Source organism: Hymenobacter artigasi, assembly GCF_012275535.1.
Taxonomy (GTDB): domain Bacteria; phylum Bacteroidota; class Bacteroidia; order Cytophagales; family Hymenobacteraceae; genus Hymenobacter; species Hymenobacter artigasi.
The window spans coordinates 248,938-261,480 of sequence record NZ_JAAVTK010000003.1 but is presented as its reverse complement, the minus strand read 5'-3'; the positions used below and the strand labels follow the sequence as shown (position 1 = coordinate 261,480).

The 12,543-nt window shown below is 64.6% G+C and carries 14 protein-coding genes; 7 read left to right on the top strand and 7 right to left on the bottom strand.

What is annotated here, in order from left to right; genetic code table 11:
- The first annotated feature begins 160 nt into the window (after positions 1-160).
- The 4 genes from HBN54_RS07345 (at position 161) to thiH (ending at position 3,601) form a co-directional block, all read left to right on the top strand.
- Positions 161-907: a hydroxymethylpyrimidine/phosphomethylpyrimidine kinase gene (locus HBN54_RS07345; protein WP_168672534.1), complete on the top strand. Its 747-nt coding sequence runs from the start codon at positions 161-163 to the stop codon at positions 905-907.
- Between the two features lie 7 nt (positions 908-914).
- Positions 915-1,538, top strand: a complete 624-nt coding sequence (locus tag HBN54_RS07340; RefSeq protein ID WP_168672533.1) for a thiamine phosphate synthase — start codon at positions 915-917, stop codon at positions 1,536-1,538.
- A 5-nt stretch (positions 1,539-1,543) separates the two neighbouring features.
- Entirely contained in the window at positions 1,544-2,323 is a 780-nt protein-coding gene (locus HBN54_RS07335) for a thiazole synthase (protein WP_168672532.1), read from the top strand.
- Positions 2,324-2,491: 168 nt separating this feature from the next.
- Positions 2,492-3,601, top strand: a complete 1,110-nt coding sequence (gene thiH / locus HBN54_RS07330) for a 2-iminoacetate synthase ThiH (RefSeq protein ID WP_168672531.1) — start codon at positions 2,492-2,494, stop codon at positions 3,599-3,601.
- A gap of 30 nt (positions 3,602-3,631) precedes the next feature.
- Here thiH and HBN54_RS07325 read toward each other — a convergent pair whose 3' ends face one another.
- Positions 3,632-4,240 (bottom strand): thiamine phosphate synthase, encoded by a 609-nt coding sequence (locus tag HBN54_RS07325; RefSeq protein ID WP_168672530.1) that lies wholly within the window; start codon positions 4,238-4,240, stop codon positions 3,632-3,634.
- Positions 4,241-4,246: 6 nt separating this feature from the next.
- A complete protein-coding gene (locus HBN54_RS07320; protein WP_168672529.1) occupies positions 4,247-4,672 on the bottom strand; it encodes a thioesterase family protein in 426 nt (141 codons plus the stop codon).
- A 35-nt stretch (positions 4,673-4,707) separates the two neighbouring features.
- On the opposite strand from HBN54_RS07320, the gene mnmD reads away from it, so the two are divergent.
- Positions 4,708-5,424 carry a tRNA (5-methylaminomethyl-2-thiouridine)(34)-methyltransferase MnmD gene (gene mnmD, locus HBN54_RS07315; RefSeq protein ID WP_168672528.1) on the top strand — a complete coding sequence of 239 codons (717 nt, stop codon included), beginning with the start codon at positions 4,708-4,710 and terminating at the stop codon, positions 5,422-5,424.
- Positions 5,425-5,570: 146 nt separating this feature from the next.
- Here the strand turns inward: mnmD and HBN54_RS07310 are convergent, their stop codons facing one another.
- Genes HBN54_RS07310 through HBN54_RS07300 form a run of 3 tightly spaced genes read right to left on the bottom strand, consistent with a single transcriptional unit; the run spans position 5,571 to position 8,742 of the window.
- Positions 5,571-6,350 carry a LytR/AlgR family response regulator transcription factor gene (locus HBN54_RS07310; RefSeq protein WP_168672527.1) on the bottom strand — a complete coding sequence of 260 codons (780 nt, stop codon included), beginning with the start codon at positions 6,348-6,350 and terminating at the stop codon, positions 5,571-5,573.
- Complete coding sequence (locus HBN54_RS07305) at positions 6,347-7,396, bottom strand: sensor histidine kinase (protein WP_168672526.1); 1,050 nt, start codon at positions 7,394-7,396, stop codon at positions 6,347-6,349. Before HBN54_RS07305 ends, HBN54_RS07310 begins: the two co-directional genes overlap by 4 nt.
- A 50-nt stretch (positions 7,397-7,446) precedes the next feature.
- Entirely contained in the window at positions 7,447-8,742 is a 1,296-nt protein-coding gene (locus HBN54_RS07300) for an erythromycin esterase family protein (protein WP_168672525.1), read from the bottom strand.
- A 279-nt stretch (positions 8,743-9,021) separates the two neighbouring features.
- Between HBN54_RS07300 and HBN54_RS07295 the strand changes: the two genes are divergently transcribed.
- Together HBN54_RS07295 and HBN54_RS07290 are read left to right on the top strand one after the other, a co-directional pair.
- Positions 9,022-10,305 carry a DUF2157 domain-containing protein gene (locus HBN54_RS07295; RefSeq protein WP_168672524.1) on the top strand — a complete coding sequence of 428 codons (1,284 nt, stop codon included), beginning with the start codon at positions 9,022-9,024 and terminating at the stop codon, positions 10,303-10,305.
- A gap of 21 nt (positions 10,306-10,326) precedes the next feature.
- Complete coding sequence (locus HBN54_RS07290) at positions 10,327-10,878, top strand: GDYXXLXY domain-containing protein (protein ID WP_168672523.1); 552 nt, start codon at positions 10,327-10,329, stop codon at positions 10,876-10,878.
- 94 nt (positions 10,879-10,972) lie between these two features.
- On the opposite strand, the gene HBN54_RS07285 is transcribed toward HBN54_RS07290, so the two are convergent.
- Both HBN54_RS07285 and HBN54_RS07280 read right to left on the bottom strand, forming a co-directional pair.
- On the bottom strand, positions 10,973-11,818 hold the full coding sequence (locus tag HBN54_RS07285) for an energy transducer TonB (RefSeq protein WP_168672522.1): 846 nt from the start codon (positions 11,816-11,818) through the stop codon (positions 10,973-10,975).
- A 134-nt stretch (positions 11,819-11,952) separates the two neighbouring features.
- The gene (locus HBN54_RS07280; protein ID WP_168672521.1) at positions 11,953-12,540 is read right to left on the bottom strand and encodes a 5-formyltetrahydrofolate cyclo-ligase; all 588 of its coding nucleotides are present in this window, start codon (positions 12,538-12,540) and stop codon (positions 11,953-11,955) included.
- Positions 12,541-12,543 lie beyond the last annotated feature (3 nt).

Sequence of the window (12,543 nt, the reverse complement as noted above, 5' to 3'; positions counted from 1 at the left end):
TGCGTTCAACGACGCTGTTCTGCTGTCGTCTGGCACCCCTCTCCCGGAGGGGAGGGGCCGGGGGTGGGGTGCCTAGTCAGGCGAAGAGGTAGAGATGCTTCGGCTACGCTCAGGATGACGTTCAACCAGGCACCAACAACCAAGCACCAAGCACCAAATAATGCGCCCCTACGCCCTCACCATTGCCGGCTTCGACCCCAGCGCCGGCGCGGGCCTGCTGGCCGATGTGAAAACGCTGGAAGCCAGCGGTGTGTACGGCTTGGGCGTGTGCACCGCCCTCACGGTGCAGAACGACATCTCGTTTGAGCGCGTGCGCTGGGTGCCGGCCACTGAAATCCGCGACCAGCTACGCATTCTGTTCGCGCGCTTTCAGGTCGACTTCATCAAAATTGGCCTTGTTGAAAGCCTGCCGCAGCTGCTGGAGCTGATTGGCTGGCTGAAAAGCCGGAACCGAAACCTGCAAATCGTGTGGGACCCTGTGCTGAAGGCCTCGGCCGGCTACGAATTTCACCGCGCCACCGACCGCGACTTGCTCCGCGCGCTGTGCGCCGAAATGGCCCTCATCACCCCCAATCAGCCCGAAATGCTGCGCCTCTGGCCCAGTGATTCGGCTGAAGCGGCGGCGGCGGCAGTCGCGGCTTTCTGCCCGGTGCTGCTGAAGGGCGGCCACGCGGCGGGCGGGCTGTCGACCGATGTGCTGCTGGAAGGCGGACGGCGGCATGCATTTTCGGCGGCGCGGCTGGCGCACGGCGAGAAGCACGGCAGCGGCTGCGTGCTGTCGTCGGCGGTGCTGGCGGGGCTCGCGAAAGGGGAGGGGCTGGCGGCCGCCTGCCGGACGGGCAAGGAATATGTCACCGCATTTCTGGCCAGCAACGATTCGCTGCTGGGGTACCATTCAAACGCATAAATCAACTATGAAAATCAACGCTCTTCACTACATCACTGCCAGCCCCGAGGCGGCCGAGCTGGCTTGCCAGGGCGGCGTGCGCTGGGTGCAGCTGCGGGTGAAAAACCAGTCGCCCACCATCTGGAAGCAGCTGGCGCTGGAAACGCAGGCCGTGTGCCGCCGCTACGGGGCCACGCTCATCATCAACGATAATCCGGCGCTGGCGCAGGAAATCGGGGCCGAAGGCGTGCACCTGGGCCAGCAGGACCTGCCACCCGACGAGGCCCGCCAGATGCTGGGGGCACGGTTCATCGTCGGCGGCACGGCCAACACCTTTGCCGATGTGCAGCGGCTGGCGGCGGCTGGGGTCGACTACGTGGGGCTGGGTCCATTTCGCTTCACCACGACAAAAGAGAAGCTAAGCCCGATTCTGGGCCTGGCGGGCTACGCCGATATCCTGCAGCAGTGCCGGGCGGCGGGCATCACGGTGCCGGTTGTTGGCATTGGGGGCATCCTGCTGGCCGATGTGCCCGCGCTGCTGACAACGGGGCTGCACGGCGTGGCGGTGTCGGGGGCCATTGGCACGGCCGAAAATCCGGCGGTGGCGGCCGGGCAGTTTGTTCGTGAATTAACGGGAGTAGAAGCCATCTAATGAATATGTTGACTAAAAAACTGGTTATCGCCGGCCGGGAGTTCACCTCGCGCTTGTTTACCGGCACGGGCAAATTCAGCTCCTCGGTTCTGATGGAGGAAGCCTTGCTGGCCTCCGGCTCAGAGTTGGTGACGGTGGCCCTGAAACGGGTAGACGTGGCCAATGCCGAGGATGACATCCTGCGCCACCTCGCGCACCCGCAGTTCCACCTGTTGCCCAATACCTCCGGCGTGCGCACGGCCCGGGAAGCCGTATTTGCCGCCCAGCTGGCCCGCGAGGCGCTGGAAACCAACTGGCTCAAGCTCGAAATCCACCCCGACCCCAAGTACCTGCTGCCCGACCCCATCGAAACCCTGAAAGCCGCCGAGGAGCTGGTGAAGCTGGGTTTCGTAGTGCTGCCCTACATCCACGCCGACCCGGTGCTGTGCAAGCGGCTGGAAGAAGTGGGCGTGGCGGCCGTGATGCCCCTGGGCTCACCCATCGGCTCCAACAAGGGCCTGCTCACGCGGGAGTTTCTGGAAATCATCATTGGCCAGAGCAAGGTGCCGGTAGTGGTAGATGCCGGCATCGGCGCGCCTTCGCATGCGGCGGCGGCCCTGGAAATGGGCGCCGATGCGGTGCTGGTGAACACGGCCATTGCTGTGGCCGGCAACCCGGTGGCCATGGCCACAGCCTTCCGGATGGCCGTGGAGGCCGGGCGCATGGCCTACGAGGCGCGGCTGGCCGGGCCGGTGGCGCACACTGAGGCGGTAGCCAGCTCGCCACTCACGGCGTTTCTGGATTAGTGATTTAAGGTTTACGCCTGTCATCCTGAGCTTGCGAAGGACCTTATCACGTTAGAACAGCTCCCCGTAAATCTGACGGTGCGACCGTGATAAGGTCCTTCGCAAGCTCAGGATGACAGGCGCATTTCTCGATTAACCACTAATCACTATCCGTTAATCATTACCAACATGAGCTTCCAACCCATCTTCGAGGCCCAGCCCTGGGACGACGTGAAGGCCAGCATCTACGCCAAAACGGCGGCGGACGTAGCGCACGCCCTGGCCGCGCCGCAGCGCACGCTGGAAGACTTCAAGGCCCTGATTTCGCCCGCCGCCGCGCCGTATCTGGAGCAGATGGCACAGCTCAGCCACCAGCTTACGCGCAAGCGGTTCGGCAACACCCTGCAGCTGTATGCGCCGCTGTACCTGAGCAATGAGTGCCAGAATATCTGCACGTATTGCGGCTTTAGTCTGGATAATAAGATTGCCCGGCGCACCCTCAGCAGCGTGGAAATGCTGCTGGAAGCGGCCGTGCTCAAGGACTGGGGCTACGACCACGTGCTGCTAGTGACCGGCGAGGCCAACGTGACGGTGGGCATCGATTACCTCGAAAAAGCCCTGCGCACGCTGCGGCCGCAGTTCGCGCACATCTCCATGGAAGTGCAGCCGCTGGACCAGGCCGACTACGAGCGGCTGATTCCCGAAGGCCTGAACACGGTGCTGGTGTACCAGGAAACCTACCACCGCGCCGATTACAAGAAGCACCACCCCAAGGGCAAAAAATCGAACTTCGACTACCGCCTCGACACGCCCGACCGGCTGGGCCGGGCCGGCATCCACAAAATGGGACTGGGCGTACTCATCGGGCTCGAAGACTGGCGCACCGACTGCTTCTACACCGCCCTGCACTTGGATTACCTCGAAAAAACCTACTGGCAAACCAAGTATAGCCTGTCGTTTCCGCGCCTGCGGCCGGCCGAGGGCATGCTGCAGCCCAAAGTGGAAATGAGCGACCGCGAGTTGGTGCAGCTTATCTGCGCCTACCGCATCTGGAACGGCGAGGTAGAACTGTCGATTTCGACTCGCGAAAGCCCGGTTTTTCGTGACCACGTCATCAAGCTGGGTATCACCAGCATCAGCGCGGGCTCCAAAACCAACCCCGGCGGCTACGCCGTGGCGCCGGAGTCGCTGGAGCAATTTGAGATTTCGGACGAGCGCAGTCCGCCGGAGATTGCGGCCATGCTGCGCCGCCAAGGCTACGAGCCGGTGTGGAAAGACTGGGACGCGGCGCTGGCCTAAACCACCGCGCCGCGTACTGCAAAGTGCGTGCTATAGCTGCTCCTGCAGCTGCCGCAGGGCCGCCACCGGGTCGGGGCTTTGCCAGATAGTGCCCAGCACGGCTGCACCCGCGAAGCCGCTGTGCTGCACCAGCGCCAGGTTGCTGGCCGCAATACCGCCCAGCGCCAGCACCGGCGCGTGGTAGCCGGCCCGGCCCGCCCGGCGCTGGAAAAACGCCCGCAGCTCTGGCAGCTTAAAGGTGCTGCTGTAGCCCGCCTTGCTGATGCTGTCGAATATCGGGCTCAGAAAAATGTAGTCGTAGCGGCGGCGGTGCCGGCTGATTTCGGCCAGCGTGTGGAAGGACGTGGAGAGCGTCTGGCCGGGCAGGAGCAGCGGGCGGCGCACGGTGGCGGCGCGCTGCTGCCCGGTGAGGTGCAGTCCGCCCAGGCCATAGCATCGCACCAGCCCGGAGTGCCCGTGCAGCACCAGCCGCCCATAGAACTGGCTTGGCAGGGCCTGAATTAGCCCTTCAACCTGCGCGGTGGGCCAGCCGGGCTTGCGCAGGTGCAGGGTTTCGGAACCCGCGCCGAGCAGGGCGGCGAGCAGGCGTGCCTCATCGGGCAGGGCCGTGGGCGCGGTGAGGAGGACGAGGCGAAACACGAGTGGCTATTGCAGCTGCGCGGCCAGCTCCTCGGGCAGCAGGCGCAGCTTATGGGTGTTGTAGTCGAAGCAGAGCATGCCGGTTTTGGCGCGGGCTATTTCCTTGCCGGCCTGGTTGTGCACGTGGTACACCACATCGAAGCCATATTTATTGAGGTCATTGCCGGCCATTTGCACGCGCAGCACGTCGCCGTGAAAGGCTTCGCCCTTGTACTCCACGGCCACATCCACCATGATGAGGCCGAGCTTGGTGACGGCATCGTAGTCATTGGGCACGCCGATAGAGCGCAGGAAATGCACCCGCGCCTCGTGCAGCAGGCCCAGCATGGCGTCGTTGCCCACGTGCCCGCCGTAGTTGAGGTCGGTGACGCGCACCGGGATTTCGGTGGTGAAGGAGAAGGTGTCGGGCAGGGCTACTTTTACGCGGGGCATGGATTGAATTAAAAATTAAGAATTAACAATTAAAAATGGATGGCCAACCGCAGTGGGGCGAACAATCAAAGGTAGAGGTGCGCCGCACGGCCGACGGCTCGGCCACGCTTTTCGTGCCAGCACTGAATGAGCATTACCACTCGCAGCACGGGGCGCGGCAAGAGTCGGCGCACGTCTTCATCCGGCACGGGCTGGCCCCGTTGCTGCCGGCGGCCGCCGCAACCGGCCAGCCCTTGCGCATCCTCGAAATAGGCCTCGGCACTGGCTTGAATGCGCTATTGACGTTGGAAGCCGCGCAGGCTGCCGGCGCGTTTATCGAGTATGATGGCCTCGAAACCTTCCCGCTACCGCCCGCCGTGGTGGCCGCCCTGCAACCCGAGTGGGACGAGCGCGGTACCCCCCTCAAAGAGCTGTTTGCCGAGCTGCACGCCGCCCCCTGGGATGCGCAGGTAGAGCTGCTGCCTGGTTTTGAGTTGCGCAAGCTGCACCAGCCGCTGCAAGAAGCGGCGCTGCCCGCCGAGCACTACAATCTGATTTATTTCGATGCCTTCGCCCCCGAAAAACAGCCCGAGCTGTGGACGGAGGCCGTTTTTGCCCAGCTTTACGCCGCCGCCGCGCCCGGCGCGGTGCTGGTGAGCTACTGCGCCCAAGGCCAGTTCCGCCGCAACCTGCGCGCCGCCGGCTGGCTAACGGAAAAGCTGCCCGGCCCGCCCGGCAAGCGCGAAATGACGCGAGCGCGGAAAGAAGGGTAGGAGAGTGTAATGCCTGCTGTCATCCTGAGCTTGCGAAGGACCTTATCAAGCCCGAACGGTTTGCAGTAAATTCAAATAGCGCGAACTTGATAAGGTCCTTCGCAAGCTCAGGATGACAGACGAAATCCCTCCTACCCTAAAACCCTTCACCCTTCCAGCCAGCGGCGGAACTCGGGGGTTTGGGCGGCGCTGGTGGTGAGGGTGAGGCCGGGGGCGCGTAGCTTCACGGCGAGGCGGTTGTTGAAATACGGCTCGGCCCGCTCGATGAAGGCCACGTTCACCAGCTCGGAGCGGTTGAGGCGGCCGAAGCGGCTGGGGTCGAGCTGGCGCTCCAGCTCGGCCAGCGTGCCGCTGAGGGGGTAGCGCGTGCCGGCACTGTCGACGGCGAAGGTCACGCCTTCGTCGGCTTGCAGGTAGGCGATGTCGGCGGTTTGGAGCAGGTAGAGGCCGTTGCGCATCCGCACCGAAAAGCGCTGCTTGTAGGCCGGCTGGCTGTGCTGGCGCAGGGCCTGGGTTAGCTCACGCATCACGTCGGGCGGCAGGCTGGGCGCGGGCGTGGGCGGCGCGAGGTTGGTGCGCAGCTGCTCGTACTTGGCCAGGGCGGCCTGCAGCTGCTCCAGGGTGAAGGGCTTGAGCAGGTAGGCAATGCCGTTGCCCCGGAATGCGGCCAGCAGAAACTGGTCGTAGGCCGTGGTGAAGATGATGGGGCAGGCTACGGGAAACTGCTCGTAGAGCGAAAAAACGTTGCCGTCGAGCAGCTCGATATCCGACAGAATAAGGTCGGGCAGGGGGTTGGTTTGGAGCCAGGTCAGGGCTTTTTCCACGCTGCGGAGCACGGGCGGCGCGGTGGCGTGTCCGGCCTGGGCTAGCAGTTGCGTGAGCTGGCGGGCGGCGGGCTCCTCGTCTTCCAGAATCAGAATATTCATGCGCTAACGAGTGGTTGGGCGACCACAATCCGGCGGGCCTGGCGCTGCAGTGGAATGGTGACGGTGAAGGTATCGGCGAGCGCCTCAACTTGAATTTCCCGCTGAAACAGCAGCCGGTACCGCTCGCGCAGGTTGGCCAGGCCCGTGCCGGCCGATTCCACCGGCGTACGCTTGGGGCGGCGGGCGTGGTGCACGGTGAGGGCCGTGGCCGTGGCTTCGAGGCTTATAAGCAGGGGCGCGTCCTCGTTGCCGGCGTTGTGCTTGATGGCGTTTTCGAGCAGCAGCTGGATGGTGCCGGGTACCAGCAGCAACTCGGCCACCTCGGCCGCCGGGGGCAACGTCTGCCGGAACTCGTAGGCCGTACCGAAGCGGTGGCGCAGCAGGAATACGTACTCGTCGGCAAACTGCAGCTCTTCGGCCAGGGGCACCACGTCTTCGTGCTGGTGCCGGATGAGGAAGCGGTAGAGCGCCGCCAGCCGCGTCACAAACTCGTTGGCGGCGGCCGGGTCTTCCTGAATGAGGCCGCGCAGCACGTTGAGGTTATTGAACAGAAAGTGCGGGTCGAGCTGGGCCTTGAGGTTGCGCAGGGCGCTTTCGGCCTGGGCCTTTTGCAGCAGCAGCACATGGCGCTGGGCCTCGAAGTAGCGCTTGCCGGTGAGCAGCACGGCCAGCAGGCCGTAGCTTTTGGCGTGGGCCACCGCCCCCAGCACCAGCCGCGCCCCCGAAAGCGCCGTGGAATGCCCCAACAGGCGGCCGTAAAGCAGCAGATAGCCGGCCCCGCTCAGCACCAGAAATACCGGCAGCAGCGCCAGCCCCAACCAGCGCCGCCGGCTCAGAAACAAGGGCAGCAGCCCGCCCACCAGCAGGGCCACCGCCGCCGTGTCGAACAGCACCGTGGCCCCGACTTCGGGCAGCACCTGCCCCAGGCTCGCGCCATTGTCGGCTCGGTATTGGAGCAGCAGCACCGGGGCCACCACCAGCCAGTAGGCCGCCACCAGGCCCAGGTCGGAGCGGGAGGGGCGTTGGGCAGTGAAATGAAACGACATGGAAATCAGAAAACGCGGAAGGTGGTGCAATATGCATCTGTCGGGCCCGGCTAGCGGCGGCCCACCGCGCCAGCTGCCGCCGGCTGCAGCGGCCGTACCGGGCCCGAGTCGCGCACCAGCAGCAGGTACTGCACGTAGGCCGCCGCCGGCACCTGGGGGCTAAATTGCATTTGCTGGCTGGGCGGCATGCCCGGCGCGTACCGCAGGTGAATGGACTGGCGCGCGCTGGCTGCCCCCGGCGCATCGAGGCGGAACAGGGTGCTGCTGCCCGGCGTGGTGCGCTGCTTCAGTTCGGCCAGGCCGTCGAGTACTACCAGCGGGCCGTCGTGGTTGAATTTGTCGGTGCTGCTGTAGGGCTGGCCGGCCGTTTGCCAGGGCGCGGACAGGCCGGCGGTGGCGCACAGCATCTGGCAGCCGCTGAACACGCAGAGCACCGAGGCCACCCGGTTGCGCAGCGGCAAGCTGCTCTGCTGAATGCGGGCGGCGAACGACGGGTAGCCATCCACCAGCGGGCTTTGCAGCACGTGGGCCAGGCCCCACATGCCGTACAGCTTCTCGTTGGTGAGCTGCCGGGTCTGGTACAACGCCTCCAGGTTGGCGAAGATGTTCTGCTCGCGCTGCCGCATGCTGCCCAGGGGATAGGTGAGGTTGAGCAGCAGGTAGCGCAGGTCGGCGGAGGCGTCAGTTTGTTGATTCAGGGCGCGGCGGGCCAGGCCGGCCAGCGCCGGGTTGGCCGTGGGCTGCCGCAGCATAGTAACCACCGAATCAAGCGGGGCGCGCAGGGGCTGGGGCGGCGGGCTTTTCCGCAGCAGGGCCGCCAGATAGTCACCGGCCAGGGGCAGGTCCTGGAGCTGGTCGAGGCCGAGGAAGCGGACTTTGCGGTTGGCGGGCAGCGTCAGGTTCCAGGCCCGGATGCGCTGGAGCTTGGCCCGGAAATCCTGGTTGGCCCACTGGGAAGTTTCCGCCAGCCAGCTGCGGAAAACCAGGTCCAGGGTCGCTTCATCGCCCGTGCGCAGGTACTCGTTCAGGTAATAAGCTTTGGCGCAGTCTACTTCGGCCACGTAGGTACGCACGCCGGCCCGCTGGTTCAGGTGCTTGAGCAGGGCAAAATCCAGCTCCTGGGGCCGCTGCACGCCGTGCGCCTCGCCCAGCAAAAAAAGCTGGTTGTCGTAGAACTTCTGGTCGAAGAGCTGGAACGCCGGGGCCTCACCCGCCACGGTTTCCTGCGGCACGCCGGCAAAAACTGTTTCAGGTTGTGCCGGGGTGGGCGTTTGGGCAAAGCTGGCCAGCGGCAGCCAGAACAACGGGGCCAGGGCCAGCCGGCGAAGCGTGTGCAGCAGTTTCATAAGCGTAGGGCTTGGGAGTGAAGAATGCCCAAAACAAGCCCCGCTGCCCACCTGCCGCCGCTAGCACCACCCTCAATCCACCGAAATCAGCCCCGAACCCCGGCAAAAATCCCATGAGTTGCCACCCGGTCTGCGCGAAATGACGCGGCCGGAAGGTGGAACAGGAGGGTGCGAAGGCAAGCGGGTGCAATGGCGAGAGCGTCGCAACGCATTGGGGATTCTCCTACCTTCGCACTTACCCTCCTGCCCCCACACCCTCCTACCCTCATTCCCTAAAACTTGTCCCGCAAATTTCTCGATACCGAAAGTCCCGGCTGGGTCACCGATGGCCTCATCAGCGAGGCGCAGCGGCAGCAGCTGCTAGCCCGCTACCCGCAGCAGGCCCCGGCCCTGGGCCTGCTTCCCATCCTGGGCAGCGTGCTGGTGGGCCTGAGCGGGCTGAGCGTGGTGGCCGCCAACTGGCAGGGCCTGCCCACCGCCCTGCGGCTGGCGCTGCTGCTGGGCAGCTTAGTGGGCAGCTACGGTGCGGGTGCCTACTTCCTGCGGCGCGGCAACCCTGACCTCGGCCACGGCCTCATCGGGCTGGGGCTGCTGCTGTTTGGGGCCAGCATCATCCTCACCAGCCAGCTTTTTCAGCTGGTGGGCTACGATGCCAGCGGCCTGTTGGCCTGGGTGGTGGCAGGCGTGGGCCTGAGCTACGTTTACGGCTCGCGGCTGCTGGTGCTGCTCACGGTGCTTATCGGGGCGGCGGTGCAAACGTACTGCGTCGAGTCGCTGGGCATCTTCAGCTACGTCACGGCGTGGCTGGTGGTGGGCGGCATGGGCTACTACTGGTGGCGCCGGCCCGATGTAGTGGGCAGCTACGTGCTGGCCGCCGGCCTGCTCTGGCAGGCGGGCCTTCTCATCATCGTGCTCCACGCCAAAATTACCTGGTTTTTTGTGCCGGCCATGGCCATTTATGCGGCCGGCGACTGGCAGCCCAACCGCCTCGGTGGCCGCGCCCTACAGGTGCCGCCGCTGGTGGCGGCCTATCTGTTTATGTTCGGGCTGGCGGTGTTTGGCGAAGCCGATGCCTATGCCAACGTGCTGCGGCCGCCGCTGCTGCCCTACCTGGGGGCGCTGGCGGCCGTGCTGGCCCTATCGGTGGCCGGCAAGCGGGCGCGGGGCAGCCTGGCCACCCTGCCCGAGTGGCTGCTGCTGCTGCCGGGCTTTTATTTGTCGGGCGGGTTGTCGCTGGCCGTGGCCACGCTGGTGGTGCTGTATGCCCACGCCGGTTCGGTGCTGGCCCGCGCCAACCGTGACCACGACCCCGACCAGCTCACCATCGGCGCGGTGCTGTTTGTGGCCGCCACCGCCGTGGCCTACTTCAAGCTCACTTGGGGCTTTATGGATAAGTCGCTGTTTTTCCTGATTGGCGGCATCCTGCTGCTGGCCCTGAGCTGGTACCTGCGCCGCCGCAACGCCCAGGTACTGGCCGCCGCCCCGGCCGTAGCGCAGCAGGCCGGCACCCCACCCATCCCGGCCAATGATTCCGAAGCCGCAGAGCCAATTCATAATTTATAATTTATAATTCGTAATTATCGAATGACTGACCTGCTCTCCTGGTTCTCAAGCCCGGCGCGCCGCCGCCCGATGCTGCGCGCCCTGGTAGCGGCGCAGGTGCTCTACGTGCTGGGCGTGGCCGGCGCGGGCTACGCCACCACGGCCCTGGGCCAGAAAGTTATGCTGGCCACCACGCCCATCGACCCGCGCGACCTGCTCTACGGCGACTTCGTGCGCCTGCACTACGCCATCAGCGAAACGCCCCTGAGCCGCTGGCAAGGCCCCGCCGCCCCGCAGCGCCGCCAGGCGGTATTCGTGCTGCTGGCCACCGGCTCCGATAGCCTCAGCACCGCCGTAGGCGTGTATCCGCAGGCCCCAAAGCCCGGCGTGGGCCAGGCCGTGCTGCGCGGCTGGGTCACGGATGTGTATCGGAGCTCGTTCAACCTGCGCTTCAACCTGGAGCGGTACTACGTGCCCGAAGGCAGCGGCCTACGCCTCGAAAAAGCCGGCCGCCTGCACCCGCTGCGGGTGCGCGTCAGCATCGCGCCCTGGGGCCAGGCCCGCATCACGGGCGTGGAGGCGGAGCTGAAGTAAGCCGAATACGCATAAAAAACGTCCGGCTCCGCTCGCGTTCGCACAGGCGAAGCAAGCGGAGCCAGACGTTTTTTATGCTGCCGGCCCGAAGTGCTTATTGAATTTTGAAGCTAATGGGCACGGTGTAGGCCACGCTCACCGCCCGGCCATTTTGCTTGCCTGGGGTGAACCGGGGCAGGGTTTTTACAGCGCGGATGGTTTCCTCGTCCAGGCCATAGCCCAGGCCTTTCACCACCTTCACATCGGAAACATCGCCCAGCGAGTTCACAACAAAGCTGACGTATATTTTGCCCTCTATCTGATTGCCAAGGGCCAGTGCCGGGTATTTCGCGGCCTTCTGGATGGCTGCTACAATGGCTTTCTGGCCGCCGCCACCCGGCAGTTCTGGCATCTGCTCCACATAAACGTACGTCGTTTCTTTCACCACATCGGCCCCAATCTCTTTGGTGCCGCCGGTATCAGTCAGCGGACCTAGGTCAGTTGCGGAAGCCTCGCCAATGCTGGTGATGGTGGAAACGGTGGTATTGGCCAGCAGCTTCTGGTCGGGTACATCCTCCGTAGCCTGGTCATCGGGCGTCACCTTCATTTCAACGAAGCGCGTGGCAGCCAGATGCTGAGTCGGTGCGGCCGGAAGTACCGACTTGGGCGGGGCCGTTGTCGGGGGAGGTGTAATCACCCTTTCGGGGGCCAGCGGCGGCGCAATGAGTGTCACCTTGCCTTTGTCAAGGTCCGTCGGTACCACCAGCACATCCTCCTTCAGCAGCTGCGCTACCAACGGAAAAACCATCAGCAAAGCCAGCAAGACCGTGGCAATAATCAATGCCCGCGTCATGTGGCGCTGGTAGAGGGCGCGGAGCTCGTAGGCCCCGTAGTGACGGTTGCGACCATCGAACACGATGTCGTCGAGGCTGGCCGTCGCCAGCTGGGCATTGTTCATCATAAAGCTGCGAGTATTAGGTGAAATATACCCGGGAAACGCAGCGTCTTATTGCCTTATTGTGAGACTATTATGAATAAAAATTTATTCCTGAACCGAATAATAAATAGCCTGATATTCCGTTTTGTCAAGATGCCTCAAAACTGCCACACCCCGCCCGGCATGAGGCAGGCCGTGAGCGGCACATCGGTGGGCAGCACATCGGCAATGGCGGCTACGGGTGCCTCATCCAGCACGCTCAGGCCGATGAGCTGCGTTTCTGGCCGGCACTGGGCCAGAAACCGGTCGTAGAATCCTCCCCCGTAGCCCACGCGGTGGCCGGCCCGGTCCACGGCCAGCAGGGGCACCAGCACGGCATCGAAAGCGGCAGCCGGTACTTCCGTTTCGGCGGTAGCGGCAGGCTCAGAAATGCCCCAGTGGCTGGGGTGCAGCGGCGTGTCCGGCGTCAGCTCGTAATGGCGCAGCGAAATCCCATCGGCCTGCACCACGGGCACCGCCAGCCGCACCGCCAGCCCCTCGGCCCAGATGCGATGGATAATCAGCCAGGTATCCGGCTCATTGTACTGGGCCAGCGGCAGAAACAGGTGCAGCCAGCGCCACTCCGCCACCGGGAAATGCTGGAATAGCTGGTCGCACAGCTGCTGGCTATGCTGCGCGATTTCGGCGGCCGGCAGGGCCTTGCGGCGGGCCAGGGCGGCGCGGCGGAGATTGGCTTTATCCTGCATCAC